The sequence below is a fragment of the Falsiroseomonas sp. CW058 genome (assembly GCF_050563535.1).
GTDB lineage: Bacteria > Pseudomonadota > Alphaproteobacteria > Acetobacterales > Acetobacteraceae > Falsiroseomonas.
The window spans coordinates 1-25261 of the sequence record NZ_JBNXUO010000051.1; the positions used below are offsets into that span (position 1 = coordinate 1).

General features: G+C 62.4%; 32 protein-coding genes. 24 read left to right on the forward strand and 8 right to left on the reverse strand.

The features are described 5' to 3' along the window. Positions 1-1514 (forward strand): type I restriction-modification enzyme R subunit C-terminal domain-containing protein (locus ACK8OX_RS24015; RefSeq protein WP_430666809.1); only part of this gene is annotated, 1514 nt, incomplete at its 5' end. Positions 1515-1585: 71 nt separating this feature from the next. Here the strand turns inward: ACK8OX_RS24015 and ACK8OX_RS24020 are convergent. From ACK8OX_RS24020 to ACK8OX_RS24030, 3 genes are read right to left on the reverse strand one after another with little or no spacing between them, the layout of a single operon-like run. Continuing rightward, complete coding sequence (locus ACK8OX_RS24020) at positions 1586-1984, reverse strand: hypothetical protein (RefSeq protein ID WP_430666810.1); 399 nt, start codon at positions 1982-1984, stop codon at positions 1586-1588. Positions 1985-1988: 4 nt separating this feature from the next. Beyond that, positions 1989-2279, reverse strand: coding sequence for a type II toxin-antitoxin system RelE/ParE family toxin (locus tag ACK8OX_RS24025; protein ID WP_430666811.1), 291 nt, complete (start codon positions 2277-2279; stop codon positions 1989-1991). Then, positions 2276-2605, reverse strand: a complete 330-nt coding sequence (locus tag ACK8OX_RS24030; protein ID WP_430666812.1) for a CopG family ribbon-helix-helix protein — start codon at positions 2603-2605, stop codon at positions 2276-2278. The genes ACK8OX_RS24025 and ACK8OX_RS24030 overlap by 4 nt, the downstream gene beginning before the upstream one ends. Positions 2606-2763: 158 nt before the next feature. Here ACK8OX_RS24030 and ACK8OX_RS24035 point away from each other — a divergent pair, with 158 nt between their 5' ends. The 7 genes from ACK8OX_RS24035 (at position 2764) to ACK8OX_RS24065 (ending at position 7146) form a co-directional block, all read left to right on the forward strand. Beyond that, on the forward strand, positions 2764-3450 hold the full coding sequence (locus ACK8OX_RS24035; RefSeq protein ID WP_430666813.1) for an AAA family ATPase: 687 nt from the start codon (positions 2764-2766) through the stop codon (positions 3448-3450). Continuing rightward, positions 3443-3715 (forward strand): hypothetical protein, encoded by a 273-nt coding sequence (locus ACK8OX_RS24040; RefSeq protein ID WP_430666814.1) that lies wholly within the window; start codon positions 3443-3445, stop codon positions 3713-3715. The genes ACK8OX_RS24035 and ACK8OX_RS24040 overlap by 8 nt, the downstream gene beginning before the upstream one ends. Positions 3716-3900: 185 nt before the next feature. Further along, a complete protein-coding gene (locus ACK8OX_RS24045) occupies positions 3901-4800 on the forward strand; it encodes a replication initiation protein (protein WP_430666815.1) in 900 nt (299 codons plus the stop codon). A gap of 584 nt (positions 4801-5384) precedes the next feature. Continuing rightward, positions 5385-5675 carry a hypothetical protein gene (locus ACK8OX_RS24050; RefSeq protein WP_430666816.1) on the forward strand — a complete coding sequence of 97 codons (291 nt, stop codon included), beginning with the start codon at positions 5385-5387 and terminating at the stop codon, positions 5673-5675. A 144-nt stretch (positions 5676-5819) separates the two neighbouring features. After that, positions 5820-6356: a hypothetical protein gene (locus ACK8OX_RS24055; protein WP_430666817.1), complete on the forward strand. Its 537-nt coding sequence runs from the start codon at positions 5820-5822 to the stop codon at positions 6354-6356. 15 nt (positions 6357-6371) lie between these two features. Then, on the forward strand, positions 6372-6773 hold the full coding sequence (locus ACK8OX_RS24060; protein ID WP_430666818.1) for a hypothetical protein: 402 nt from the start codon (positions 6372-6374) through the stop codon (positions 6771-6773). A 94-nt stretch (positions 6774-6867) separates the two neighbouring features. After that, entirely contained in the window at positions 6868-7146 is a 279-nt protein-coding gene (locus tag ACK8OX_RS24065; RefSeq protein WP_430666819.1) for a hypothetical protein, read from the forward strand. Positions 7147-7665: 519 nt separating this feature from the next. Here ACK8OX_RS24065 and ACK8OX_RS24070 read toward each other — a convergent pair. From ACK8OX_RS24070 to ACK8OX_RS24080, 3 genes are read right to left on the reverse strand one after another with little or no spacing between them, the layout of a single operon-like run. Continuing rightward, complete coding sequence (locus ACK8OX_RS24070) at positions 7666-8361, reverse strand: hypothetical protein (protein ID WP_430666820.1); 696 nt, start codon at positions 8359-8361, stop codon at positions 7666-7668. 4 nt (positions 8362-8365) lie between these two features. Continuing rightward, positions 8366-9196, reverse strand: a complete 831-nt coding sequence (locus tag ACK8OX_RS24075; RefSeq protein ID WP_430666821.1) for a hypothetical protein — start codon at positions 9194-9196, stop codon at positions 8366-8368. Between the two features lie 11 nt (positions 9197-9207). After that, on the reverse strand, positions 9208-9825 hold the full coding sequence (locus ACK8OX_RS24080) for a hypothetical protein (protein ID WP_430666822.1): 618 nt from the start codon (positions 9823-9825) through the stop codon (positions 9208-9210). A 55-nt stretch (positions 9826-9880) separates the two neighbouring features. Here ACK8OX_RS24080 and ACK8OX_RS24085 point away from each other — a divergent pair, with 55 nt between their 5' ends. Genes ACK8OX_RS24085 through ACK8OX_RS24110 form a run of 6 tightly spaced genes read left to right on the forward strand, consistent with a single transcriptional unit; the run spans position 9881 to position 15051 of the window. Further along, positions 9881-11488 (forward strand): type IV secretory system conjugative DNA transfer family protein, encoded by a 1608-nt coding sequence (locus ACK8OX_RS24085; protein ID WP_430666823.1) that lies wholly within the window; start codon positions 9881-9883, stop codon positions 11486-11488. 5 nt (positions 11489-11493) lie between these two features. Further along, complete coding sequence (locus ACK8OX_RS24090) at positions 11494-11880, forward strand: hypothetical protein (RefSeq protein ID WP_430666824.1); 387 nt, start codon at positions 11494-11496, stop codon at positions 11878-11880. 43 nt (positions 11881-11923) lie between these two features. Then, positions 11924-12469: a hypothetical protein gene (locus ACK8OX_RS24095; RefSeq protein ID WP_430666825.1), complete on the forward strand. Its 546-nt coding sequence runs from the start codon at positions 11924-11926 to the stop codon at positions 12467-12469. Continuing rightward, positions 12466-13260, forward strand: a complete 795-nt coding sequence (locus tag ACK8OX_RS24100) for a hypothetical protein (RefSeq protein WP_430666826.1) — start codon at positions 12466-12468, stop codon at positions 13258-13260. Before ACK8OX_RS24095 ends, ACK8OX_RS24100 begins: the two co-directional genes overlap by 4 nt. Positions 13261-13272: 12 nt before the next feature. After that, positions 13273-14721 carry a hypothetical protein gene (locus ACK8OX_RS24105; RefSeq protein WP_430666827.1) on the forward strand — a complete coding sequence of 483 codons (1449 nt, stop codon included), beginning with the start codon at positions 13273-13275 and terminating at the stop codon, positions 14719-14721. Next, a complete protein-coding gene (locus tag ACK8OX_RS24110) occupies positions 14722-15051 on the forward strand; it encodes a hypothetical protein (protein ID WP_430666828.1) in 330 nt (109 codons plus the stop codon). Positions 15052-15094: 43 nt separating this feature from the next. On the opposite strand, the gene ACK8OX_RS24115 is transcribed toward ACK8OX_RS24110, so the two are convergent. Both ACK8OX_RS24115 and mobQ read right to left on the reverse strand, forming a co-directional pair. After that, entirely contained in the window at positions 15095-15598 is a 504-nt protein-coding gene (locus ACK8OX_RS24115; protein ID WP_430666829.1) for a hypothetical protein, read from the reverse strand. Position 15599: 1 nt separating this feature from the next. Continuing rightward, on the reverse strand, positions 15600-16673 hold the full coding sequence (gene mobQ, locus ACK8OX_RS24120; RefSeq protein ID WP_430666830.1) for a MobQ family relaxase: 1074 nt from the start codon (positions 16671-16673) through the stop codon (positions 15600-15602). A 345-nt stretch (positions 16674-17018) separates the two neighbouring features. Here mobQ and ACK8OX_RS24125 point away from each other — a divergent pair, with 345 nt between their 5' ends. The 10 genes from ACK8OX_RS24125 to ACK8OX_RS24170 form a co-directional block, all read left to right on the forward strand. After that, complete coding sequence (locus ACK8OX_RS24125) at positions 17019-17423, forward strand: hypothetical protein (RefSeq protein WP_430666831.1); 405 nt, start codon at positions 17019-17021, stop codon at positions 17421-17423. Between the two features lie 69 nt (positions 17424-17492). After that, positions 17493-17855 carry an H-NS family nucleoid-associated regulatory protein gene (locus ACK8OX_RS24130; protein ID WP_430666832.1) on the forward strand — a complete coding sequence of 121 codons (363 nt, stop codon included), beginning with the start codon at positions 17493-17495 and terminating at the stop codon, positions 17853-17855. 57 nt (positions 17856-17912) lie between these two features. Continuing rightward, positions 17913-19289: a hypothetical protein gene (locus ACK8OX_RS24135; protein ID WP_430666833.1), complete on the forward strand. Its 1377-nt coding sequence runs from the start codon at positions 17913-17915 to the stop codon at positions 19287-19289. Between the two features lie 9 nt (positions 19290-19298). Continuing rightward, positions 19299-19688 (forward strand): hypothetical protein, encoded by a 390-nt coding sequence (locus ACK8OX_RS24140; protein WP_430666834.1) that lies wholly within the window; start codon positions 19299-19301, stop codon positions 19686-19688. A 10-nt stretch (positions 19689-19698) separates the two neighbouring features. Continuing rightward, positions 19699-20055, forward strand: coding sequence for a hypothetical protein (locus tag ACK8OX_RS24145; RefSeq protein ID WP_430666835.1), 357 nt, complete (start codon positions 19699-19701; stop codon positions 20053-20055). 45 nt (positions 20056-20100) lie between these two features. Further along, a complete protein-coding gene (locus ACK8OX_RS24150) occupies positions 20101-20670 on the forward strand; it encodes a hypothetical protein (protein ID WP_430666836.1) in 570 nt (189 codons plus the stop codon). After that, positions 20663-21658, forward strand: a complete 996-nt coding sequence (locus ACK8OX_RS24155) for a tyrosine-type recombinase/integrase (protein ID WP_430666837.1) — start codon at positions 20663-20665, stop codon at positions 21656-21658. Before ACK8OX_RS24150 ends, ACK8OX_RS24155 begins: the two co-directional genes overlap by 8 nt. A 151-nt stretch (positions 21659-21809) precedes the next feature. Then, on the forward strand, positions 21810-23255 hold the full coding sequence (locus tag ACK8OX_RS24160; RefSeq protein ID WP_430666838.1) for an N-6 DNA methylase: 1446 nt from the start codon (positions 21810-21812) through the stop codon (positions 23253-23255). Next, on the forward strand, positions 23255-24457 hold the full coding sequence (locus ACK8OX_RS24165; RefSeq protein WP_430666839.1) for a restriction endonuclease subunit S: 1203 nt from the start codon (positions 23255-23257) through the stop codon (positions 24455-24457). Before ACK8OX_RS24160 ends, ACK8OX_RS24165 begins: the two co-directional genes overlap by 1 nt. Further along, positions 24454-25261, forward strand: an 808-nt coding sequence (locus ACK8OX_RS24170; protein WP_430666840.1) for a DEAD/DEAH box helicase family protein, incomplete at its 3' end; no start/stop codon positions are given. The genes ACK8OX_RS24165 and ACK8OX_RS24170, both read left to right, overlap by 4 nt.

The window sequence follows — 25261 nt, forward strand, 5'->3', positions numbered from 1 at the left end:
ACGCCGATGGCGCGCCCTCCCCCTCCTTCTTTGACTACCCGCCCGACTTCTTCGATTTCATCGTCATCGACGAATGTCACCGGGGCGGGGCCAAGGATGAGAGCAACTGGCGCGCCATCTTGGAGTACTTCGCGCCTGCCGTGCAGCTTGGCCTCACCGCGACGCCGAAGCGCAAGGACAACGTGGACACCTACGCCTACTTCGGCGCGCCCGTGTACAGCTATTCCCTGAAGGAAGGCATCAACGACGGCTTCCTGACCCCCTTCAAGGTGCAGCAGATCGCCACGACGCTCGATGAGTATGTCTACACTCGCGATGATGACATCATCGACGGCGAGGTGGAGCAGGGACGGCGCTACACGGAGGCGGATTTCAACCGCATCATCGAGATTGCCGAGCGCGAGCGCTACCGCGTGAAGGTCTTCATGGAGATGATCGACCAGCGCCAGAAGACGCTCGTGTTCTGCGCCACGCAGGATCACGCCGCCGCCGTGCGTGATCTTATCAACCAGATGAAGGCGAGCCGCGATCCCAACTACTGCGTGCGCGTCACCGCGAACGACGGAGCGGCCGGAGACCAGTTCCTGCGCACCTTCCAGGATAACGAGAAGACCATCCCCACCATCCTTACCACATCGCAGAAGCTCTCGACTGGCGTGGATGCCCGCAACGTGCGCAACATTGTCCTGATGCGCCCGGTTAACTCGATGATCGAGTTCAAGCAGATCGTCGGGCGCGGCACGCGCCTCTACGACGGCAAGGACTACTTCACGATCTATGATTTCGTGAAAGCCTACCAACACTTCTCCGACCCCGAGTGGGACGGCGAACCGCTGGAGCCGGTGCCCCCTGCCCCTCCGGGACCGCCTCGCCCGCCTGTTGCGCCGAAGCCTGGAGAGGGTGAAGGCGGGGACGGCGGCGAGGACGAACCCACGCCGCCCATCCTCAAGATCAAGTTGGCGGACGGCAAGGAACGGACGCTGCAACACATCAGCGCCACCATGTTCTACAGCCCGGACGGACGGCCTTTGTCTGCCGCCGAGTTCGTAGAACGGCTCTATGGCGAGCTGCCTGCCCTCTTCAAGGATGAGGCGGAGCTGCGCGCGCTGTGGAGTCAGCCGAATACGCGCAAGGCCCTCCTCGAAGGCTTGTCCGACAAGGGGTATGGCGGCGAGCAGTTGCGCGAGATTGAGCGCATGATAGGCGCGCAGAAGAGCGATCTTTTCGACGTGCTGGCCTACATCGCCTTCGCCCTCGCCCCCATCACTCGCCAGGAGCGGGTGGAGCAGCGGCGACCTATCATCGCTGCGCAGTACGACCCGAAGCTACAAACCTTTCTGGATTTCGTGCTGGCGCAATACGTCAAGGATGGAGTGGGCGAGCTCGATCAGGCGAAGCTTCCGCACCTGCTGGAGCTGCGCTACCGCGCCGTCAGCGACGCCGCTGTCGAGCTGGGCGGAGTAGCGAACATCAGGGATGCCTTCATCGGTTTTCAGCGACACCTTTACGGCTGATCCCTTCGCCGCGACCCTGCCCTTCGGGTCGTACTCAGGACACTGCCTTGCGTGGCTGTGTCCCGCGTCAGCTATTTTCGCTCATTCTCGACGGACTTGAGCAGAGCTTCTGCCCGCTTTCCAAACACCGTCCACCAGCAGCGCATGGAAAGTTCCTGGATTTCCTTGATGTCCATTCCATGCTGAACGCCTAGGTGCAGGAAGCAGTGAGCGCGAAAGTCACTCTCTGCCTTCTCTTGTGCCTCCTCAGCGGCCAGCGCGAGCGTTGTTCTCTCCAGAGCACCTTTGGGAGGCAGCCCGCCGGCGGCGCGAAAGCGTGCACCGAAAACGCCCCACCAGCACTCGGTCGCCTGTTCGACTGAAGGCTCCTTCTGGCAGAACTCGGCCTCGGCCGCTTCCTGCATGTCGGCCGCCTTGCGCATGACCTCCAGCATCAGGTCACGCAGCTCCTGATCAGACAGGTTCTGCATCTGCTTACGCCCCCTCCCCTGGCGGCCAGGCGCGCTTGCCATGCAGCACGGCCAGCACGTGGATTTCCCGACCGACGACCCGATATGGCACTAGGAAAGGCGTGCGGGGCACCACGAGTTCACGTGTGCCCCCTACCCTTCCCGGCCGGCCGCGCTCGGGAAACTGCCTAAGCGCGTCAATGGCTTCGCGGATGCGGGTCGCCATGGCTTGGGCAGCTTGGGGGTTGTCGAGGGCGATGTACTCCCGCGCGTGGTCGAGATCGGCGAGCGCCTGGCGGGTGTAGCGAACGATCACTGCCAGCGGGCGTAGGCGGCGGTCACTTCCTCATCGGAGGCGAATTCGCCGGCATCGGCCTGGCGCAGCCCCTCCTCGATGTGGGCGATTTGCCAGCGATGGACAGCCAAGTAGGCATCCACGGCCTCATTGATGAGGTAGCTGCGGTCGCGGTCGGTGGCTTGCGCCAGGGCGTCGAGCGCCGCGCGCTTCTCCGCGTCCATCCGCACCGTAATCGCGTCGCGTGCCATGCCGGCCATACCACCTCCATTTCTTTCGTATTCTATCGTATTACGTTGTATTTGCAACAACGCAGAGCATGCGCTGGCGTTGAGCAGGTAGCTCAAGCAGAAAGCACGAAAGGACGAAAGCACGATATCTGCCGTCTGCGTGCCGGAGACACAGGCGGCGCGTATTCGTTGGCCTTTCTGGTTGCCATGACAGGTTCCTCTTGAGCGATCGTTCTTTCTGGTTATCGTGCTAGAGAGAAAGCACGAGGGAAAGAATGGCAGAAAGCACGAAAGCACGATTTCGGGTTATCGTTCTCGCAAGTCAGAAGGGCGGTGCGGGGAAGACGACCCTAGCGGCGCATCTGGCCGTTGCGGCCGAGGCGGCCGGAGCAGGTCCTGCCGTCCTGATCGACACGGACCCGCAGGGGTCGATGTCGGCCTGGTGGAACGTGCGGACAGCGGATAGCCCCGCCCTCGCCCCGGTGAGCATCACCGAGCTGCCGAAGAAGCTGGCCGATCTCGCCCAGGCGGGTTTCGCCCTGGCCGTCGTGGATACGCCGCCGGCCATCACCGACGCCATCACCGCTGTCGTCCGGGCCGCCGATTTCGTGCTGATACCAACCCGCCCCAGCCCGCACGATTTGCGTGCCGTGGGCAGCACCGTGGCGCTGGTTGAGGAGGCCGGAAAGCCCTTCGCTTTCGTCGTCACTCAGGCCAAGCCGAATGCGCGGCTGACCGTCCAGGCGGTCACGGCCCTTTCCGCGCATGGCGTGGTGGCCCCGTCCATTGTGCATGACCGGGTGGATTTCGCCGCCTCCATGATCGATGGGCGCACCGTCATCGAGACGGACGGGAAGGGGCGAAGCGCCATTGAAATGGCTGAGCTATGGAATTTCGTGCTTGCACGAATGGACGAAAGCACGAAAGTAAGAAAAAACGAAAAGAAGGTGCAGCATGGGTAAGAAGCCGGAACTCTCCGCAGGCTTGGTGGCGATTAAGGGCAATGCTGCGCCGGCCCCTGACATGCCCACGCGCGCATCCCCGCCGCCTGCGCCGGCACCGGCCGCCCAGGAGCGTCCCCAAGGCGAGGCTATCGAGCCGCTGAACTTCAAGGTGCCAGCCCGCTTCCGGCGCGAGTTCAAGACCTACGCCGCCGCGCACGGCATGAAGCTGAATGAGCTGCTACAGCGCAGCTTCGAAGCCTACCGGAAGCAGCAGAACGATTGAACGAAAGCACGAAAAAACGAAATCGTGCTTTCGTTCAAAAAGGACGTCTGAGGGATGCCAGCTCTCCAATTGTGAGGTTTTCGGGGAGGAGTGCGGCGGCAACTATGAGGTTTTCGGGGAACTATGAAAACCGAGAGTGAAAGTTTTCACTTTTGCTCCTCATAGAAACCACTATGATGGCATCCATGACCGAGGAGCCGTCCAGCAGAAGCCGCGCGCTGACCATCGAGATCAGCCCACGTCGCAACGAGGCGATCAAGCCGGCCGAGCTGATTCAGGTCTCTGGGCACCATGAGCTGACGCTGAACGCCCGCCGCGCCATCACCATCCTCTGGCATCACGCGCACCAGCAAGGCGTGAGGGAAGGGCGGGACTACAGCATCGAGATCGATGACCTGAAGCCGGACGGTCACAAGGGCTACGAGATGGTGGAAGAGGCTATCGAGGCGCTGATGCGCACGATCCTCACCCTGCGCCTGCCCGATGGCCGCACCCGTCGCGTGCAGTTCCTCGGCGGCAATGACCTGGACGATCCCGACCGGCCAGCTGGCGTGCTAACCTACAGCTTCGACAAGCGCTTGGTGGCCGTGCTCCAGGATTCGACCATCTGGGGCAAGATCGCCATCCCGATCCTGATGGCTTTCAGCTCGAAGTACGCCGTCAGCCTCTACGAGAACCTGGCGCAACTCGCCAACCTCTCGAAGAAGACCTTTCAGGAATATTCGCTCGATGAGTTCCGCTCGCTGCTAGGCGTGCCGCCCGGTCGCTACAAGACTTTCGGTGAGCTGAACAAGCACGTCCTCAAGCCAGCTGTGCAGGAGATCAACGCCATCGCGCCCTTTGGCGTCTCGGTGCTGCCGGTGAAGCAAGGCAAGCGCGTTGCGTCGATCAAGGTGGGCTGGTGGCAGAAGGACAGCGAGGCGTTGGAAGCGGCCGATGCTGAGCTGAACCGCTCGAAGGTAGGCCGGCGTGCACGCTTGTCTGGCACGGTGGAGCATGTGGCTGAGCCTCTGCCGTCCGCGAACCGTTTGGTGCGCAACAGCCTGCTCCGCTGGCCCAACCCGGATTCCCCGAAAACCTCATAGTTGGAGGCGCAACGTTATCCACAGGTCAATGCTCTACCTCCCCGAATTCCTCATAGTTGCCCCCGAAAACCTCATACTATTCCCCGAATTCCTCATAGCAGCGCCCCGAAAACCTCATCGGAGTCCCCGAATCCCTCATATTTAGGCACGCAAGTATCTGTAAAAGCTTGCTGATTCGGCCCTGAACTTAGAACTAAGTATGAATATAGAACTACTTGAACACGCCAGCTTGTGGATAAGTAAGGTTGAAAGGGCAGGGCGGCTGCGCCGCCCAAACGGAATGCGCCTCACGGCGCATAACTATGAATGGCCTCCGGCCTGACCTGACACCAGCTTACCGCCGTGCTCGCTCCGTCAACCCCGCTCGCCATGCTCGCCCTTCGGGCTGCGCGTGGCTCCGCGCCGCTTCGCGGTGGCCTTCGGCCAGGGTTTGACTTCCGCTGCGCGCGGCGGTCTGCGGAACGCAGGTCGGCTCCAGAGGAATGGCCGTGTTCCAGTCTCACCAGAGGAATGAGGAAGACAAGTAGCCTTCCGGCTGGCAGCCTGAGTCGGTCCCCGTGGTCACACACGCAAGGATGCAATCGATGAGTGAGGTCTCGCGGCCGCAAAGCTCAAAGCCCTGGCTCAAGGGCTCGCCCATCGACGTGGCGCTGCTATTCATTTGCGCCCCCATCGCGGCGTTAGCCGTCTGGCATGAGAAACAAGCGCTTGTGACTCTCACCGCCACCGTTTGGATAGGCGTTCCGGCCGCCATCTCCCTGTGGCGTCACCGTGAAGGGATCGAAATACATCCTCGGCCTGGAGTGCTTTGGGCCGTCCTGGCCTTCAGCTTCATGGCCTACCTTTCGAGTTTGTCGATACTCATTCCAGGCTGAACCGCAGGCATGCCGGCACGGCGGACTGTTCTACTGGCTGCTGCCCTGACCGCCTGGCCGGGAGTGGGCCGCGTCATGCCATCAGACGGTCGGCTTGATCCTCCTCTCGACCCCGCTCCGGTGCCCCCAGAATGGCTGCCGCCTTTGAAGCCGGACGGTCAGCTGGATGAGGCGGACTTGCCGCCCGTTTCCCTGCCGCTGTTCGACCTCTGGGCCGCACTGCATGGCTGGGGGAGGGGGCTGCTGGCGCAGCCAGCCCCCGCCGCCGTGCTGGCCTTCCCAGCGCTGTCGCGGGCGTTTGCTGGGCTGGCATGGCGACAGTACCAGCTCGCCCAATCCTTCGCCCTCTACCTCAACGCGCGCTATGGCGCGCACCAGGTGGAAGGCGACCGTGCGGTGCAGGCCGTCGCCGAGGTGACGCAGCACGCGCGCGGACTGGTGGAGCGGGCCGACGAGCTGACACCGGGCTGGCGGCCCGACTCGCTAGACTTCGCCTTGCTGGAGCGCAGGGCGGAGAACCATGCCCACGCCTTCCGCTACGACAGCCTGGTGCTGGACGCCATCGACGTGATGCAGTGGGGCCGAAGCTGGGCGGTGCTTCAGAGCCTGTTCTTCATCCTGCTGCGCTTTTCCGAAGAGGCGCAGGCACTGGCAGACGACATGGCAGCGGCCATCCGCTGAGACGCGGGAGGAAGCATGAGCGAGGACCAGGGACTGCCCTTCTATGAATGCACGGACGACGGCGCGGCATGGATCGAGCGTTATCCCGACCTGTATGAGCCGGCCTGGCGCTACTGGATCAGCCGCGAGAACCTGGCCTGGATGCTGCTGCTCGCCGCTGAAACCTCCCTCCTCAAGGAAATCGAGGAGTTCTACGGCGAGAGTCAGTTCGGCGAGCGCATTGGCTTGGAGGCCATAGCGCTCAGCTGCCAGACCGAAATAACCGAGCTGCTGACGCACGCCGGCGAGCCGGTCGGGCGCATCGAGCGCTTCCTGGAGCAGCTGCGCGAGCTGGGGCGGCAGGAGGCGCATTGGCGGTGGAAGGAGCTGGCCGCCAAGAAGGCCAGGGAGGCCTCCAGGGCGGCGAAAGCCAGCTAGACCCCTCCCCAGGGGTGCCTGAAGGGGTTTCCGCCCCTCCACGGGCCCGAAAACCGGCTTAGATGCCCCTCGCTTCGGCACGGGAGGGGGCGAGGTGGCAGAGGACGAGCACCCTTACTTCCGGCTTTCCACCGAGAAGCTGTTGTTCACCTACGGATGGCTGCACGGCCAGGTGCTGCGGCTGGCCCACCTCGAAGACAGCTCAGCCCATGCGGCGGAGTACATCGCGGCCTGTCGCCACCAAGGCGAGATTGCGCGCGCAGCACTGGCGCGTCGGTTGCCGCCCGAGCCGCTTGGCCCGGCCTTGGAGACGGCACGCCGTGCCCACGCGCCACTGCCCGGCGAGCGATCCCTTCTCATCCGTCTAACTTAAGCGCGAAGCGTCGCCACACCGCCGCGCACGGCAAGCGGCAGAATGAGAAACGCCGCCGCCAGTTGCCCGGTCAGCGGCGTTTCCAACATCACTGTTGGCGGTCATCGCCGTCCCCGGCTGTACCGCGAGGACGAACTTAGCACTTCCCTTCTGTCCCCGCAGCAACATCATTGTTGTCCAAATATCCTAGCGGGGTAGCCGTGCAGCGCACGGCGTAAGGGGCCGGCAATGAGGCCCCTTTGGCGGGCGCAGCCCGCCCGCGTTTTTTCAGGCCTTCGTCGCAGCTCGGCCGGCTTTCCCTCAATCGTCGCAACAGCGATCCGCCCGCCTGTTCGAGAGAGGAGGGTGATTGCCGACCCGTCGCAGGAAGGTGGGAATCTCCAGGCCCAGGTTGTCTTTGTCCGGCACTGGCCGCTTGCGTCGTGGGCAGTCCCGGCAGGGTAGGCCAGTTAGCTTTGCGATGCGGCAATCGCAGCGTGGATCAACCAGCACGTCCATTCTTCATCCTCCTGGCGTGCGTCAGCGCATCGCCGGCCCCAGCACGCCCGGCCGGTTCTCTGGTGGAGGAGGCGGCCGGCTGGGCGGCATCGGCCGGTTGGGGCTTGGCCCGGATGCCGCCTGGCCTGGCTGCGGGTAGCGCTCCAGCTCCCGCATCGTGCCCTTGGTGTCGCCATCCTCCACCGACAGCACCCGTGCAATCATGTCCGCGCCCGCATACTGGTACAGCGTGCCGTCACGCGCCCGGTGGAAGCCGACGCAAGGCAGGCCGGAGCCGCGCGTGAGACAGACATGCTCACCGCCGCTGTGAAGCTCCCACGGTCCCCTCCAGCGCGCGCCAAGGCCGCCTTGGCCGGTTTGGTAGAAGGCGGAGCCGCCGCGATCAAAGTAGGTGGTGGCCGGTGCGCCGAACGGGCGCAGAGTGCCGGGGTTGAGCTGCTGCACCGTCACCGTCTTGCCGGCGATCAGCGCACGCAGCTCGGCTCCCTTGAGGCTCACGCCGTTGAGCGTGCGGGCGCGGTGCTCTTCCAAGGAGCGTTGCAGTGTCTGCTGGCGGGCCGCCTCGCCGCGCATGCGCAGGCAGGTATTTCGCATGTTCTCGCGCTGGATGGACTCGCATTCGTGCCGGCGCATCAGCTCGAAGTCGGACTGCGCAGCGGCCGGCGCGGCCAGCAGGCACGCCAACGCGGCCATCGTGGCGGAGGTGCGAAACATCATCGCTTCACCTCCCCAGGCCCATCCACCACGGCAACGGCCCCGTCAGCCGCTGCACGATCAATGCCAGCTGGTCACCGAAGGCCCACCAGAAGAGCGCGCCACCGATCAGGAAGTACCCGATGCGCAGGAGCCAGTAAGCGGTCTGTGCTCCGTCGCCGTCGCGCGCCGCGCCGGGCACGTAGCCGGGCGGCAGCGACGGCGGGGCCTGTCCAGCAGCGACTGCCTTCAGGTAGGCGTCCTGATACTCGCGCCGCAGCTGCTCCTGGTGACGCCGGAAGGCGCGGCGCTGGAGGAGGTCGCGCCAGCGCCATTGCAGCCACGCGCGCCCGCCGCCCTTCACGAAGAGGACGGCCAGGTAAGCGAGCGACCCCCAGGCCAGCATCGTCCGAAGGCAGGCCCAGCTGGCATAGGGCACATAGGCCGTGTTCCAGACGCTCAGCAGCGCGGCGAAGCTCGCCGGCATCACGGATTGCAGATGCGCCCACAGCCCCCGGAAGGTGCCGATCAGCCCGAAGAGGAAGGGGCCAAGCAGGAGGATGGTGGCGAACATCGCCGCGAAGGCGAAGGCGCAGGCCCCGAGCGCGGCCAGCCAGGCAGCATCGCGGCGGTGCCACCACAGCCCGGCCGTCGCGCCCAGGGCTGCCGGGATCGGGCCTTCCAGCCAGATGGCAACGGGGAAGAAGCGGTAATACTGCGCCGGCAGCAGGACGTGCCACAGCACGGCCAGGAGCAGCGCCGCCAAGCCGATCAGCAGCCAATGGCTGCCGCGCCCCGGTACCTTGAACGGTGGCCGCACGCCCAGCCGCTGAAGGAATTCGGCGGGGCGCGGCCGCATGATGGCGGCTCCTAGCGGTCGCGCTCGGCGGGCCCCTCTGGGCCCCGCTCGCGTGTGGGTGCCGGCGGCACTGTCTCCTTGCAGCGCTCGCGGAAGGCGGCCTTGGCCTGCTCCTTGTCCCAGCCGGTGCCGGCACGCTCCGTGGCGTGCGCCTGGCCGTCCTTCGCGCCGTTCAACCAGGAGCGGTAGAGCGAGAGATATTCGCGCTGGAACGCATCGCGGTAGCCTGGATGCACGCCCTCGGCCTGCTGAGCCCAGCCAGCGTAGACCTCGCGGAAGGATGCCTTGAACTCCTCCGGCGGCTGGCCTTCAGCGCGCTCGCCGGCAGCCGAGAAATGCGCCTGTGCGTCCTCGATGCCTTGCGCGCGGGCGATGGGATCGCCGCTGTCCATCGGCGGGCCATAGAGCGCGCTGCGCTCGATACCGACCGGCTGCGGCGTCACGACGCGGCCAAACCAGCCTTCTTCCACCACCTTCTGCCGGATATCGGCCACGCCATAGGCCAGCTCGCGGCCGATGGAGGGCAGGCCCTTCGGCCCCAAAGCGTGCGCCTTGAAGCGCTGCGCAAGGCGAGCGCGCAGGCTGTCCGCCGCCAGCATTTCCCGCGCGATGCGCTCCCTCTCCGCCACTGTCGCCGCTCCCGAGGCTGTGGATAATATACACTTGGAAGGGAGCCGCTTTGCAATGCGTCCGCTCGCCCGAACCGCCAGCGCCTCCGGCCTCTCCGCCGTGCCGGCGCTCAGTGATCACGCAGCCGTTGGCGCGGCGGCGGGCTATGTGCGCGATCTCGATGCAGCGCTGCTGATGTTCTCCGAGGCCGATGTGTGGCGCTTGCGTGACGCCTGCGAGGGCACGCTGATTACGGGCGGTATCGGCTCGGGCAAATCGTCGGGCAGCGGCGCGGCGCTCGCGCGCGCCTACCTGCGCGCCGGCTTCGGCGGCGTCGTCGCTTGCGCCAACGTGGACGAGGCGGAGCGCTGGCGGCGCTACTGCGCCGAAGAGGGGCGGTCGCACTCGCTGATCGTCATGGACAAGAGCCTGACGCAGCGATTCAACTTCCTTGAGTACCAGATGGCGGTCGGGCGCGGCAGCACCTTCGAGGCGGTGCAGGTGCTGCTCGATATCCTGAGCGCCGCCGAAGGCCGCATCGACACCGCCGAGGGCGGCAAGGACGCCTTCTGGCAGCAGAGCATGCGCCGGATGCTGCGCGCCACCCTGGCCCCGCTTTGGGCGGCGCGTGGGCGCGTCACCCTGGCCGAGCTGATGCGCTTCATCCAGGAGCGGCCGAAGAAACCAGAGCACCTGAATCCCGACCTGGCCGAGGGCGAGGCGGCCAAGCGGGCAGCGGAAGCGTGGTTCGATGGCTCTTTCTGGGCGGAGACCATGGGCCTAGCCGAGCACGCGGCGGCGCACCCGATGGAGAAGGAGGATTTCGAGCCGATCTATGCCTACTGGACGGGGGAGATGATCGAGGGCGATCCCCGCACCACGGGCAACATCCTCCAGACTCTCACCGCCCGGCTCGACCCCTTCACCAGCGGCGACCTGCGCAAGCTGTTCTGCACGGGAACGACCTTGGTGCCCGAACTGACCTTCGAGGGCGCGGTGATCGTGCTCGACCTCTCCGCCCACGAATGGGGCCAGGAGGGCATTGTGGCGCAGCACATCGTCAAGACGATGTGGCAGCGCGCCATGCAGCGCCGGCCGAAGACGGCCGACGCCCGGCCCTGCTTCCTGTTCGCGGACGAGTGCCAGTATTTCCTGAGCCCGGCCGACCAGGCGTTCCAGTCCACGGCGCGCGCCTGCCGGGCGCTCACCGTCTACCTCACCCAAAACCTGCCGGGCATTTATGCCAAGATCGGCGGCCAGCGCGCCCAGGACGTGGCCGATGCGCTCCTGGGCAATCTCGCCACTCAGATTTTCCACGCGCAGCCCGATCAGCGCACGGCGCAATGGGCGGCGGAGAAGATCGGCAAGGCCCTGACCTGGCGGCAGAACATCAGCGAGAATGAGGGCGAGAGCAGTGGCACCAGCTCTAGCAGCAGCCACAGCACCGGCCCGACTGGTCAGGGCGGCGGCAATGCCAGCAGCGGCATCAGCACCAACACCAGCTCCGGCAGCGGCCGGGGAGCAAGCCAGGTGATCGACTACCGGGTGCAGCCGGCGCACTTCTCCAGTCTGAGGAAGGGCGGCGGGCCGGATGCCACCACGGAGGCCATCGTTTGGCAGAACGGGCGCGTCTTCTCGCGCACCGGCTCCACTTTCACGCCCGTGCTGTTCAAGCAGAGCTGAAGGCCATGGAGCAGCTGCGCCGCATCCTCAATGCGCTGGGCACCGGCTACCGCGTGGCGTGGGAGGTGATTTATCAGCTCTCCCGGCCGCGCGCCTTTCTCATCGGGCTTTTGGTCATCGCCATGTGGTTTGCGCTGACCACCGGCCGCACCGACCAGGCGGTGCCTTACGGCTTCCTGTGGCTGATCGTGGTGGGGGCTTGCCGCATCCTCATCAACGTCTGGCTGCCCCTGCCACCTGCCCGGCAGGCCGCGCCGTTGCCCCAGGAGCAACCCATCCCGGCAGCGGTGCCGGCGGTGATCGTCGTGCCGCGCTGTGCGCCGGAAGCTTGTCCCGATACAGCGACCATGCGTGCCCAACTTCCAGGCAATTTACGCGCCTTGATGACGTAACGTATGTCCAAAGGAATGTGAACGTAGTCCAGACCCTAGAGCCTTGAACCGTAACGAGAGCTTTATTAAGCTCGCAACCACTCCTCGGGCGGCGACAGGGACCGGCATGCGAGCAACCTTCTTTAGCAAGTGGCTGCCCAATGCGCCGGTACTGCTGATCGTAGCCTGCCTTTTGTCGGCATGCGGCACGAACGGCATGGATCGCCAGACGACCGGTACCGCTGTTGGTGCCTTCGCAGGCGGGGCGGCTGGCGCGCTAGCCAGCAGGGGAGGCCCTGCATGGCTGCGGCCTCTCGCGCCATTAGCAGGCGCGCTCGGCGGTGCCCTGATTGGTCGCGGGATCGGAAGCTACCTCGACGAGCAGGACCGGCAGCGGATGAACACGGCGGCGCAGCAGGCCCTGGCCTCCAACCGCGTGCAAACCTGGTCTAACCCGCAGAGCGGCGTAAGCGGGCAGGCCGTCCCGGTGCGGGCGAGTGGCAACTGCCGTGAGGTGCGCCAGACCATCACTCTGGCAGATGGCACGCCGCGCGAGGAGACGATCACCGCCTGTCGTGGAGCGAACGGCTGGGAGGTGCAGCAGACATGAGGGGCGGCATTTCGAGTTCACAGGCTTTGACCGCCTGGCAGCGCGGCTCCGTTTTTCTACTGGCCGTTCTGATGGCTGCCGTCTTTCTTCCCAGCTGCGCGCCGCAGACGGGCGGCATGCCGTCAACCGGCCTGCGCGCCACGCCGGCGCGGTTCGGAACGCCGCAACAGGACCCAAGGGCACTGCGTCCGACGCCGGTAGAGCATCAAGGTGCGCTAACCCCTTCCCCTGGCATCGCGGGTGTCGTGCCCGGCAACACGCTCATTCTCGTGCAGCCTTGGGTCGGCCTCGATCGCTACGAGCTTCGGGAAACGCCGGTCTATTTTGCGAGCAGCCGTCAGGCTTTCTCACGCGAATGGGCCAACATCCCATGGAGCGCTCGCGGCAACGAGCTTTGCATGACCAGCGGCAGAGCAGGCACGTGCTACACTGCGTACAGCGATGCCGGCGGGCAGGCCTACCTGCGTGACCACGCCAGCGGTTTGCTGGCACGGGTGAACAGCATCGAGCCTGGCGACAGCCGGGGCGTGCAGGCCGCTTATATAGAAAACCAGCGTCGGCAAGCCGCTCAGGCCCGCGTTTGGATGCAATTCGCCGGGCTGTTGGCGGAAGGGTTGCTCAGCGGCGGCTTTGGCGGTGGCGGCAGCACCGTGGCAAGCAACGGCTTCAGAGAGGGCAATGGACAGGCGGCCAGCCAGGCAGCGTATGACGCGGCAAACCAGGCAGCCGCGGCGGCTCAGCAGGAGCGCCTGTCCACGCCCTCTACGCCCGATCCTCTCGGCCGCTTTTAGAGCGAGGGCGGCATGACGAAAGCCTGGCCTCCGCTGGTGCTTTCGTTCCTTTGGTTACTGTCATTCACCACCGCTCCTGCTGCCGAGCAGCTGATCGCCACCCATGGCAGCCTGACGGCCAGTGTGGCGGGCAGTGCCTCATGCGGGGCGAATGCGCGCCTGACCGTGCGCGCTCCCGACGAGGGGGCATTCAGTGGTGACCGGATTGAGTTGCAGCGGCTGCTGGGTGTGGCGCGCAGCGCGATGGAGGCGGACTGCCCGGCGCTGCGGCAGATCGATGTCTCTGGCCTTGCCAATGGCCGCCCCGCCTTCCAGGGCACGCTCACGGCGGCCAATGGCTGGCGGCTGGCGGCCGCTGGCCCACGCGCTCCGCCGCCATCTGAGACCCGTCCGAGTGCGCCTGCCAATGCCGTGCCATGCGAGCATGACCCCACCAACCCACTGATCGGCTGCTGGCTGCGGGTGATCCCGGCGGAACCGGGGCCGGCCATCGCTATCTTCACACGCGCGGGCCGGCTGCTGGGCGGCACGCCAGCGGAGATCACCTCCCCTCAGGTCTGGGGGGCGAACTTTTGGCGCAGCCGCATGGTCGGCTTCGGCCACATCATCGAATACGTCAACGATCAGGGATCGCGCGGGCAGTTCAATCCGCCGGTCTTCCACGAGCAGTGCTCCGTCATGGAGCTTCAGGGGCGGGGGTTCTTCAGCTTCCTCGCGCAAGACAACCCGAACGATTACCGGCTTTATGTGCGGCTGAATGTCCGCCGCATCACCCGTGATGTGCTGTCCGATGAGGCCGAGATCGAGCGGATTGGGCAGCTGCTCTCGCAGGACATCGACAGCGACGAGTGCCGCGACCCGTACCAATCGACATTTGAGAGCGACAGTGTTTTCCGGGCGCTCATGGCTGTCACGCCGGCGCTGGGTCTCGCCGGCAGAACTAGGTTGCTACAGCCTCGCCTTTCACGAGGGTTCTCGCAAAGGCATGGGATTGCCAGCCGACCACCTGTAACTTCCACAGCGTCTCGCGTTGCCTCCGCACGACAGCGACAAGCAACGATGCTGCAAAACAATGTCGGTTACAATGTGAGTCCAAGATCGACTGATGCATTTCAAACTATAGGCAGAGACGGAACATACGTAACTGATAGAAAGGCGATTGAGGATATACTGGGTCCATTATCAAGGAGCCGGAGCAACGTTATATCAAGGGCTGACGCGCGTCGCTTGGAAGGGGCTTTAGGACTTACCCCTGGATCTCTAGATGATGGTTTTAAAATCCGCAGAATTAATAGTATAAATTCACGATCACCTCGAAGTCCAAACGACGGCATGGGAAACGAAAATTTTTTAGGTGGCGGGCGACATCTGCCTGGAGGAGGTCCAGAAATGATTATTGACGGAGTACCAACAAGAGATGGCAATGGGGTGAGCACCATTCTTGACGTTACGGTAAGATAAATGAGCGATGTAAAATTTTATGTATATACAATGTCTGGAAAAAAGACAGGAGTGAAAAGGTTAGGTTTTGAAAAACCTACTTTCCTAGAGCAGATTGGTTTTGTGTACGATCAAGAATTTGATGCTTGGATTAAGGTCGTGGATAGCGATTTTGAAAAAGCGGAGTTAGCAGATTTTCTTCGAAACAATAATGTTGCATTTTCCGATGGTCGTGAGTGGAACCCTGCCGAGATGTTTCAGTACTTTAGAGACGATAAAAAATTCTTAGAGGGAAATTTCAAGCGGATATCCTGGAGCGGTCCTGGAAAATATTCGATCTGTGACGTGTGATTGGGAGAATTTCTATTCTTGTTCATCGAGAAATCCGGAGAAGCTAGGCTGGAATCTGGCCAGCTGTCATGGGCGCGATGTTTTCCACAACGGGCTGATCCGGCTTAAGCGGGGCGAAACGCCGCGCATCGTACTCCTGAACGAAATCGAGTTTGCCGGCGCGCAGCAGCCGGCGCAGCTCGCGCAGGCCCTGGCCGGAGATCGTCACCACGCTATCGGTACAGATCAGGGTAAGCAGGCTGTCGCCGGAGGCCTCCACTCGCTTGAGGAAGTGCCTGAACAGCACCCAGCATTCTTCCTCGCCAAAACGCAGCTCTATGGTGCCATCCGTCTCGGGGTACTCCTGGCCGAAGGCCTGGTACTCCTCGGCTTCCGCCTCTTCCGGCCGGTGCGGCTCCGCTGCCACGGTGGCCACCAGGGCCGGCTGCACCAATGGTGTGCGGACGGTGGCCGAGGTGATCAGCGTCGGCGGGGTGGCCGGTTGCTCGGCTGGAGCGGGTGCCGCTCCAGCCGCCGTACCAAAGCGCTGGCGGAGCCGTTCGGACATATCACCGCTCATAGGCTAGCCCTGCGGGTGGCAGACGCGGCGGGAGCCGGTTCGGTGCGGGCCTTGGCGGCGGATCGAGCCCCAGTGCTCGCCCGGCGCTCATGACCAGGCTGCCAATCTCCTCTTCGGCCACCCGCAAGCCAGCATCCGCCATAGCGGCCAGATATTGCCGCGCGCGATTGCGGCCGGCCCAGCGTTCGATGCGCTGGCGGAGGTGGGCGGCTATCTCGCCCACTAAGCGACGCAGAATCACGAAGGGCACATGCTGCTTCGGCGCGCGGTGCAGCTCGGCCGCGCGTCGCTGATGGATGGCCGCTTCCACCGGCCGGCGCTCTTGGCGCGCCTGCTTGGCCCTCACCAGGGCTTCCGTGCGCTGGGCGACCAGCGTGCGGTGATCGACGCGGCTGGCGCTGCCGGCCTCGGCTAGCGCGTCATTTTGCAAACGCGCCCAGGCCTCGCGCAGGCTCACCAGGGCGTCCTTGCTCTTCTCCCCCTGCCCCGACCAGCGGAAGGTTTCATCCTTCCGGGCGGCGAAGCCCTGCGCTTCCAGGGCGCGCGGGGTAATCATGATATGGCAGTGCGGGTGCGGCTGCCCGTCGCTGGCGTTCGGTCGATGGATCGAGAAATCCGCCACCAGGCCCTTGGCGGTGACCTCCTGGGCGATGAAGCGGCGTACCAGTGCGAGCTGTTGCGGCAGGCCCAGCTCGCGCGGCAGCATCACCTCGACCTCACGGGCTACCGTTGCATCCTTGCGCTTCTCGGCCTTCTCGACCTCGTTCCAGAGCTGGTTGCGATCCGTGGCCCAGGCCGGCACCGGCCCTTCGGGCAGCACGATCTCGGTGTGCAGGATGGCGTCTTTGTTGCGGTAGTCGTAGGTCTGCCCTAGCCGCTCATCCTGGATGGCCTGGCCGGAGCGGTAGGCGGCGGCGGCCACGGCCGACACGCCGCCGACCTTCGTGGCGGTGCTGATCGTCGCTCCTCGGTTGCCCGAGCGGTACGCGACGCCATGCACGGCCGAATGGCCCTCGCCACTCTTCCGGCTCATGAATTTCAGCGTCAGGTGGTAGCACGCCATGATTGATCTGTTCACCGGCTGGCCGGCCCACCCTCGCACCCCAGAAGTTAATGTGTCCACTTATACGTTGCCTGCGGCAACGTGGACAGAAGGCTTCGCCCAGGTCGGGGTGCGAGGGTGGGCCTCTGTTCCGATTTCGCTAGATAGTTGAGCGTTACGGCTACCAGTGAGCGTATCAAGCGGCCATAAGGCAATCTTTGATTTCAATGGTCTAGGCGGCTTCAGCCGGCTGGCAGCGAGCGCGCCGATCATGCCTGCTAGTGGTTCCGGGTGCCGGCTGGTTGTGAGAACGGCGATCTGCGGCGCGCACGGTCGGGCTGTTGCCCAACAACCGAGGAGTGCGCCATGGCGAGGCTCTATGATTGGGGGATGGCGGGCCAGCGCCCCTACCTGCCGGTGATCTGGCCGCATTGCTTGGTGGATACTCGGGTGATGCGGTGCGAGCGGCACCGCTTCGCCACCATGGAGTGCCTGCTGGCCTACTGGGCTTTCCAGCTCTTCCAGGCCGTGGAGATGCAGGTCCTGGCCGAGGGCTGGGATGACACGCTGGAGGCAAAGGACAGGAGCCGCCAGGAGGTGAGCGAGCACACCGAGATGGTGCGGCAGATTGCCCAGGCGACGGGCTACGGCCTGTCGGAAGCCGAGGTGTGGGTAACGCGCGCCGTCATGGCCGGCCAGGCCATCGCGGCCGCTACGCTGCGTGACGAGCTGCCAGACGTGGCGGATTACTACTCTTGGTATCAGCCCTAGAAAAGGCCGGAGCCGACACAATACGGGTTGTCTGCTAAGCGAGAGCTGATAGCTCAGGGAGATTCGGCGATGGCGGAGAGAAATGCAGGCTCAACAGCAAAGATCGAGCTGGACCGCATGAGCGTGGCGGAGCTGCGCACGCTGATTGCCGAGGCCGAGGTCGTGCTGAGGGAGAAGCAAGAGAAGGCCAAGGCGGACCTGCTGGCCAAATGGAAGGCCGAGGCCGAGGAGAACGGACTCTCCTTCCAGGCTCTTCTGCCAGGTATTCCCACTGGACCTACCAAAGCGCCTCGCAAGGGCAGTGGAGAGCCGCTGCCGGTGAAGTACCGGGGGCCGAACGGCGAAGAGTGGAGCGGGCGGGGCCGACTGCCGAGATGGCTGCAGGCGATGGAGGCGGAAGGCCGCAGGCGAGACGAATTCATTGTTAAATAGCGCCGGCCAGGTAAGATACTCGTTGATGTCTGTTTATAGAAAGCACCGCTTGCTCTTATGGCGCTAATTCGTCCCAGGCTCACCGATCATCACGGGATTTCTTGCGCTCAGTCTGAGTTAGATTTCGCTATTCCTGTTTTTGGTGAAGATATCCCGCTATATGTCGATCCCTTCCTCTTGTGGCGCTCACCATCGCAACAAGACAACGCCCTTCACACAAGTTTAATTAACTCATTCAACCACCAAAACTGGCTGATGAGGAAAGGGAAGCAGGAAGATGCGACACGGAATCTGATTATCGCATCCGAGTGCGATGAGGTCGGACTTGGCGTGTCTGCTAAAGGGCGAGGCAAACGTATTGGTGAGAATGCAGCCGAAGCCATACTGAAGCTGTTTTTGCAGATACCGGAGTATGGGCAATTCGGTTTCAATCACTTTGAAGAAATCCAACTTTTTGTGGACGGGATATCCAAAGATCGCGTGAGCGATATCGCATGCAATTTTCTTAAATCGTTTTTGATTGATTATACAGTAGAGCAGTGTCTGAAGCTTAGGATTCCCCTTTCGAAAGTTCGCCTGGAAACTTTGCACGATTACAGGCAGCAGAAATTTCTGTCTGATGTGGAAGTCGAGTTGCCAGTAAATCCTGAGAATGGTGCGCCGATCCTTCTTGTCCCAAAGCGTTGGCTAAGGCATGTGCCCTGGATTAATTTCGAAGATTATTTTTCTACGGCATGCCCCAAAGATGATGTGGTTAACTCTCAGGGCTCGGATGAGCGTGTCCAAGTGCTGCTCTATAATAGGTCCAACTATGCTATGGTGGCCGATTATGTAAAGGCCAAGGAGCGCACCGCCCAAGATTGCCAGGTTGATCCTCTCTTCAAGCAGATGCCCGTCATATCAGCGAGGCGTAAGCTGGCCGAGATCAAGAAACTACCATCAGGCACTCAGGATAAAGCTGATAAAAAGTATGAGGATGCGCAGGCACAGCTGATGGCATCGCTTCTCTATCCACACTTGGACTTCGCCGATACGCAAAGCCGATCGGAAGGCGGCGCAACAATCCGAGACTTGATTTTCTACAACAATCGCTCTGTAGATTTTCTGCAGGAAATTTTGGATGACTATAAAAGCCGGCAGCTTGTGATGGAGATGAAGAATGTTCGTGCGATTGAGCGGGACCATATAAACCAGCTCAATCGATACTTAACGAACGAGCTGGGTTCGTTCGGCGTACTGCTAACCAGAAATCCATTACCAAAAGCCATGTTCAAAAACACGGTTGAGCTTTGGTCCGGCCAGCGTCGATGCATTATTGCTCTTACTGATGATGATATTGAGCTGATGGTAGAGGTGTTTGACAGCAAACAGCGAATGCCAATAGAAGTCTTAAAGAAGAAGTATGTTGAGTTTCGACGCGCTTGCCCGTCGTAGGAGAGGACTATGAACAAGGACGAGATCGACGTATTCGAAAAGCTGGTGGGACAGCTTCAGAGCTTACACTCGGAGCTTGGGGCGCTTGCAAAAAAATCCCCAAAAGACGCCGTGAATACGTTTAAGCTAAAATTCGTGAATTCAACTCTGCAAAAATGCAATGAAATCTTCGGAGAGAGATATCGGCCCTTTGAAGATTTTGAGGCTTTTTCCACAGACGACATGCCATCAAATAGCGACGTCACATTCATAATATCTCAATACATAGAATGCGCAGAAAAATTCCGATCTGATAATATTTTCCAGAGAAGTGGCTATTGGCTTTGGCGTATCGATGGAGAGAAATCAGATCAAGCTACTATTCGAACCGCCCCGCCTCGTAAGCTAGAAAACAAATGAGGATCGCAGTATGCGCAGGCTCTCTGGTTCTCAAGGCATTAATGCAGATAATGCGGCGAAGCACGAATTGATAACGCCTCTTATAGAGGCGATGTTTAAGGAGTTTCAGGATGCGGCGCGAAAGAAGCCGGATGCCGCACTGAATAAAAGGAAGGTCGAGATTGTCAATCGTGTGCTACGAGACGTATTGGAAATTTTGGAAGATGAGCCCTCGCGGGGATACATTGATCTTTTGGATGAAGATGATTTGCCGCAGAACAGCGACGTGAGTCTGATCTTAGGCCAGGCAGTCGCGGCAATGGGAGCATTCAAGGAGAAATATCATAGCTGGAATGGCCACGAGCATGTTTGGTCGCTGAAGAAGTGACCTAGCGGCTATAGCCGTACGTGGAAGTTGTTGCGATACTAAGTCGTGCATGATAACGTCCTTTATCATGCGCAAATGGCTTCGAGGGGCGATGTGCATCTGACGGTTCGATCCCACGCTGATATCGAGCGGCATCTCGGGTTAGTGCGAGAGGCGGCTGCCCATGTGCAAGCCTGGGTCGCCGAGCAGGCAGGCGAGCCGCTGGATATGCTCCGCCGCATGAAGTTCGAGCCGGTCGGTCGCCATCCTATCGACGGGCGGCCGCTCAATCTGGTCGAGCAGCTCAATCAGACCTGGACCTTTGCCGTCGCGCTGGCTGCCGCCCGCCAGCTCCTGGCGCTACATCCCGGTGCGGGCGGCTACCGACTTGCCCCCGGCGCGCATGCCTCTATCCCGCTCGACATCATGAGCGAGGCCGACGGCTTGGTCGGGGCGGAGACCTTCGCGGCGGTCGATCCTGCAAACAACCGTAAGCTGGCTGGCGACCTGGCTAAAATGGCAGCGCGGCCTGAGGTGCATCGGTATGTGTTCTTCATGTCGCCCCGCTTTCCGGGAGCGCAGCGTCTGACGCGATTCGAGCGCAATGGCGTGCAGGTGTGGTCCGTCGATGTCTGAACTCGCCTCTCACAGCTCCTCTGATGCAGCAGCAGCCACCCTTGGCACGTTGCCGGCCGTCGTCGTGGTGCCCTCCCCTGTCATGGCCGAGGGCGAGGGTGCGGCGCGGCGCTACGTCGAGTTCTTCACGGCGCAGATCAGGAACCCCAACACCCGCGCGGCCTACGCCCGCGCGGCCTCCGCCTTCTTCAGCTGGTGCGAGCAGCACGGCCTAACCTTGCCCGCCGTGCAGCCGGTGCATGTGGCTACCTATATCGAGGGCTTAGGGCGCGAGCTGTCGGCCCCAAGCGTGAAGCAGCAGCTTGCCGCAATCCGCATGCTGTTTGATTGGCTGGTGGTCGGCCAGGTGGTGCCGCACAACCCGGCTTCAGCGGTGCGTGGCCCGAAGCACAGCACCTCCAAGGGCAAAACGCGCATGCCGACGCGCGATGAAGCCAAGGCGTTGCTGGCGAGCATTCCGACCGACAGCTTGATTGGGCTGCGTGACCGGGCGCTGATCGGCACGCTGCTGTTCACCTTCGCCCGCGTCAGCGCAGCGACGGCACTGCGCGTGGAGGACTATTATCCGGTCGGCAAGCGCTGGTGGCTGCGACTGCATGAGAAGGGCGGCAAGCACCACGAGATGCCGGCGCATCACAGCCTGCAAGAGTACCTGGACGCCTATATCGAGGCGGCCGGCATCCAGCAGGACAAGCGCGGGCCGCTGTTCCGCACGGCCGAGGGACGCACGGGCCGGCTGACCAATCAGCCAATGAGCCAGCCAGACGTGTACCGCATGATTCAGCGCCGCGCGGGGGCGGCCGGAGTGGCTACCAAGATCGGCTGTCACTCCTGGCGGGCACGCGGCATCACCGCCTACTTGGAGAATGGCGGCCTGCTGGAGCACGCCCAGCAGATGGCCGCGCATGCCAGCGCGCGCACGACCAAGCTCTACGACCGCCGGGGCGAGCAGGTCTCGCTCGACGAGGTGGAGCGGATCGTCCTTTGACGTCCACCCGCAAACGGTCGTTTGAGAGTGGACAAGATGTTTGGTAGGCAGCCAGTTGACCCATTCGTGAGGGGCAAGATTGCATGAGCGGGAAACGTTGCTCATAATGACGGCGGAAAAACTTAACCGTTCATAGCGAGCACTGTCCTAGATGTTTGAGCAGACTTTCAGGAATATTGATGGCGTGCTCCGCCAAGAGGCAGGATGCACGACGGAATTGGACTACACGGAACAGTCCTCTTGGATCATGTTCCTTAAATACCTGGATGATCTTGAGAAAGATCGTGCCATGCGCGCAGATCTGGAAGGAAAGACCTACAGCTACATCATTGATGATAAGCATCGCTGGTCAGTCTGGGCGGCACCGAAGAAGTCGGATGGCTCCTTTGACCATGATAGCGCAATGACGGGCGATGACCTTATTGCCTACGTTAACGATGAGCTATTTCCCTACTTGCGTGGTTTCAAACAGCGGGCATCCAGTCCTGACACTATCGAGTACAAAATCGGCGAGATTTTCAGTGAGATCAAAAACAAGTTCGGCAGCGGCTACTCCCTGCGGGACGCGCTGGAGCTGACCGACGCCCTGCGCTTCGGCTCCCAGGCAGAGAAGCACGAACTCTCGGAACTCTACGAAGCCAAGATCAAGCGCATGGGCAACGCCGGACGCAACGGCGGCGAGTACTACACGCCGCGCCCGCTCATCCGCGCCATGATCCGCGTCGTTCAGCCCAGAATCGGCGAGCGCATCTATGACGGGGCGGTGGGTTCGGCAGGCTTCCTCTGCGAAGCCTTTGAGCACATGCGCGCGCAGGCGAAGAGCACGGCTGACCTGGAGACCTTGCAGAAGCGCACCTTCTCCGGCGTGGAGAAGAAGAGCCTCGCCTACGTCATCGCCATCATGAACATGATTCTTCACGGGATCGAGGCACCCAACATCGTCCACGACAACTCGCTGGGGCGGTCTCTCTCCGATATCCAGCCCCGCGACCAAGTGGACGTCATCCTCGCCAACCCGCCCTTCGGCGGCAGCGAGCGGCGGGAAATCCAGCAGAACTTCCCCATCCGCTCCGGCGAGACGGCCTACCTCTTCCTTCAGCACTTCATGCGCATGCTGAAGCCCGGAGGACGGGGAGCCATTGTCATCAAGAACACCATGCTCTCCAACGGCGACGCGGCGGCGCTGCGCAAGGAGCTGCTGGCCACCTGCAACCTGCACACGGTTCTCGACTGCCCGCAGGGCACCTTCCAGGGAGCGGGCGTGAAGACGGTTGTGCTGTTCTTCGAGAAAGGTGCGCCCACGCGCGACATCTGGTTTTACCAGCTCAGTCCCGGTCGCAGCCTCGGCAAGACGACCGCACTCACCGACGACGATTTTGCAGATTTCCTCAGCCTTCAGCCGACGCGAGCGGATAGCCTGAAGAGCTGGACGGTCAAGGTCAGCGACCTCAACCAGACAACCTTCGACATGTCGGTGAGGAATCCCAACTGTGCCGACGAGGTAGCCTACCGAGCACCAGAGGACATCATCGAGGAGATCATGGCGCTTGATGCGGAGAGCGCGGACATTTTACGCGGTATCCGGGAGCTGCTGTGATGGTGTGGCAAGTCGTTCCTCTAGACAGCGTTGCTCAAGTCGGAGCGGGAAATGCAGCCCCTCAAGACCCACGCCTCTTCGCTGATGGAATCGTCCCATTTATCCGTACGTCCGACGTCGGCCGGATTCGCTTCGGCACCATCGCAGCAGCCGAGGATTGGCTGAACGCTGACGGCGCGACGGGGCTTCGCCGTTGGCCCGCAGGTACAATCCTTTTCCCAAAAAGCGGCGCGTCTACATTCCTCAATCATCGAGTCATGACTGAGGTAGAAGCGTGCGTTGCTAGTCATCTTGCGACCATAGTTCCCAAAGCAGATCGGGTTGAGCCGCGCTTCCTCCTGCATTTTCTTGGCACCGTAGATGCAAAGGCACTGACGCAGGATCAGGGTTATCCATCGCTTCGCCTACCGGAGATCGGAGCGATTCCAGTTCCTCTCCCTCCACTTGCTGAACAACAACGTATCGCCGCCATTCTTGACGAAGCCTTCGAAGGTATAGCCAGCGCCAACGCCAATGCAGAGCGGAATATCGCCAATGCAAAGGAGTTGTTTGTTGGCCAGCTCAACAGGCTTTTCGCCGAGATCGCCTCACGCGCGCCAGCCATCCCGCTCGCCCAACTGGGGGCTATCCAAACCGGCAGCACCCCTAAATCTTCGGAGACAGGAATGAAAGGCACAGCCGTGCCTTTCATCAAGCCTGGCGACTTCCGACCAGACGGCTCGCTTGACTACGACAACGAGGGCCTGAGCGAACGAGGCCTCGCCGCCGCACGTACTGTTCCAGCAGGCTCCGCTCTAATGGTTTGCATCGGGGCGACTATCGGTAAGGCTGGCTACGCAGAGCGTACCGTCACAACCAATCAGCAGATCAACACGATTACGCCTCAGCCCGGCATTTCCGGGAAGTTCTTGCATTATCAAATGAAGACAGAGCGGTTTCAACAGGCCGTCATGTCCAGCTCGGCGCAGGCCACGCTCCCGATTATAAACAAGAGTAAATGGTCTGCGCTTACGATCGCTCTTCCGGCCTCTCTAGATGAGCAGGAGGCCGTGGTTGCAGACTTAGAAGCGCTATGGACGGCCACTGACGAATTGGTCGGGAAGCAACGGGCCAAGCTCGCCGCCTTGGCCGAACTCCGCGTCTCTCTGCTCAATCATGCCTTCTCCGGCCAGCTCACTCGAACCCCGGCGATTGCCGCATGAACGAAGCAGAGACCCGCGCCGAGCTGATCGACCCTGCCCTGAACGCCGCCGGGTGGGGGGTGGCGGCGGGTAGCCGCATCGCCCGCGAGTACCAGATCACGGCGGGACGGCTGGAAGGCTCAGGCCGCCGGGGCAAAGCCGACATCGCTGACTACGTGCTCTTCTATCGAGGCAAGCGCCTGGCCGTTATCGAGGCGAAGAAGCGCGATGCCCACGTCACCGAAGGGCTGGGGCAGGCCAAGGCCTATGCCGAGAAGCTGAAAATCCGCTTCACCTTCGCCACCAATGGCATCGGCGTCTACAAAGTGGACATGGAGACCGGCGCGGAAGGTGACGCGCCGGGCTTCCCCACGCCGGACGAGCTGTGGGGCTGGACGTTTGCTGCCGAGAACGCCTGGCGCGACCGCTTCGCGGCGGTGCCGGTGGAGGACAAGGGCGGCTCCTGGGCCTCGCGCTACTACCAGGACATTGCCATCGACCGCGTGCTGGAAGCCGTAGCGGCCGGGCAGCGCCGCATCCTGCTCACCCTCGCCACCGGCACGGGCAAGACCTTCATCGCCTTCCAGCTCGCCTGGAAGCTCTTCCACAGCCGCTGGAATCTCACTGGCGAGCCGATGCGCCGCCCGCGCATCTTATTTCTGGCTGACCGCAACATCCTGGCTGACCAGGCCTACAATGCCTTCTCGCCCTTCGCTGATGACGCGCGGGTGCGCATTGTGCCCGAACAGGTGCGCAAAACCGGCCGCGTTCCGAAGAACGGCTCCGTCTTCTTCACCATCTTCCAGACCTTCATGACCGGGCGCG

What these genes read in the sequence shown, in the direction of transcription:
- ACK8OX_RS24020 (WP_430666810.1), bottom strand. Translation starts at nt 1,984, where the DNA reads ATGCAGAACCTGTCTGATCAGGAGCTGCGTGACCTGATGCTGGAGGTC.
- ACK8OX_RS24035 (WP_430666813.1), top strand. Translation starts at nt 2,764, where the DNA reads ATGGCAGAAAGCACGAAAGCACGATTTCGGGTTATCGTTCTCGCAAGT.
- ACK8OX_RS24040 (WP_430666814.1), top strand. Translation starts at nt 3,443, where the DNA reads ATGGGTAAGAAGCCGGAACTCTCCGCAGGCTTGGTGGCGATTAAGGGC.
- ACK8OX_RS24045 (WP_430666815.1), top strand. Translation starts at nt 3,901, where the DNA reads ATGACCGAGGAGCCGTCCAGCAGAAGCCGCGCGCTGACCATCGAGATC.
- ACK8OX_RS24050 (WP_430666816.1), top strand. Translation starts at nt 5,385, where the DNA reads ATGAGTGAGGTCTCGCGGCCGCAAAGCTCAAAGCCCTGGCTCAAGGGC.
- ACK8OX_RS24060 (WP_430666818.1), top strand. Translation starts at nt 6,372, where the DNA reads ATGAGCGAGGACCAGGGACTGCCCTTCTATGAATGCACGGACGACGGC.
- ACK8OX_RS24070 (WP_430666820.1), bottom strand. Translation starts at nt 8,361, where the DNA reads ATGATGTTTCGCACCTCCGCCACGATGGCCGCGTTGGCGTGCCTGCTG.
- ACK8OX_RS24075 (WP_430666821.1), bottom strand. Translation starts at nt 9,196, where the DNA reads ATGCGGCCGCGCCCCGCCGAATTCCTTCAGCGGCTGGGCGTGCGGCCA.
- ACK8OX_RS24085 (WP_430666823.1), top strand. Translation starts at nt 9,881, where the DNA reads ATGCGTCCGCTCGCCCGAACCGCCAGCGCCTCCGGCCTCTCCGCCGTG.
- ACK8OX_RS24090 (WP_430666824.1), top strand. Translation starts at nt 11,494, where the DNA reads ATGGAGCAGCTGCGCCGCATCCTCAATGCGCTGGGCACCGGCTACCGC.
- ACK8OX_RS24100 (WP_430666826.1), top strand. Translation starts at nt 12,466, where the DNA reads ATGAGGGGCGGCATTTCGAGTTCACAGGCTTTGACCGCCTGGCAGCGC.
- ACK8OX_RS24105 (WP_430666827.1), top strand. Translation starts at nt 13,273, where the DNA reads ATGACGAAAGCCTGGCCTCCGCTGGTGCTTTCGTTCCTTTGGTTACTG.
- ACK8OX_RS24110 (WP_430666828.1), top strand. Translation starts at nt 14,722, where the DNA reads ATGAGCGATGTAAAATTTTATGTATATACAATGTCTGGAAAAAAGACA.
- ACK8OX_RS24115 (WP_430666829.1), bottom strand. Translation starts at nt 15,598, where the DNA reads ATGTCCGAACGGCTCCGCCAGCGCTTTGGTACGGCGGCTGGAGCGGCA.
- mobQ (WP_430666830.1), bottom strand. Translation starts at nt 16,673, where the DNA reads ATGGCGTGCTACCACCTGACGCTGAAATTCATGAGCCGGAAGAGTGGC.
- ACK8OX_RS24125 (WP_430666831.1), top strand. Translation starts at nt 17,019, where the DNA reads ATGGCGAGGCTCTATGATTGGGGGATGGCGGGCCAGCGCCCCTACCTG.
- ACK8OX_RS24130 (WP_430666832.1), top strand. Translation starts at nt 17,493, where the DNA reads ATGGCGGAGAGAAATGCAGGCTCAACAGCAAAGATCGAGCTGGACCGC.
- ACK8OX_RS24135 (WP_430666833.1), top strand. Translation starts at nt 17,913, where the DNA reads ATGGCGCTAATTCGTCCCAGGCTCACCGATCATCACGGGATTTCTTGC.
- ACK8OX_RS24140 (WP_430666834.1), top strand. Translation starts at nt 19,299, where the DNA reads ATGAACAAGGACGAGATCGACGTATTCGAAAAGCTGGTGGGACAGCTT.
- ACK8OX_RS24145 (WP_430666835.1), top strand. Translation starts at nt 19,699, where the DNA reads ATGCGCAGGCTCTCTGGTTCTCAAGGCATTAATGCAGATAATGCGGCG.
- ACK8OX_RS24155 (WP_430666837.1), top strand. Translation starts at nt 20,663, where the DNA reads ATGTCTGAACTCGCCTCTCACAGCTCCTCTGATGCAGCAGCAGCCACC.
- ACK8OX_RS24160 (WP_430666838.1), top strand. Translation starts at nt 21,810, where the DNA reads ATGTTTGAGCAGACTTTCAGGAATATTGATGGCGTGCTCCGCCAAGAG.
- ACK8OX_RS24165 (WP_430666839.1), top strand. Translation starts at nt 23,255, where the DNA reads ATGGTGTGGCAAGTCGTTCCTCTAGACAGCGTTGCTCAAGTCGGAGCG.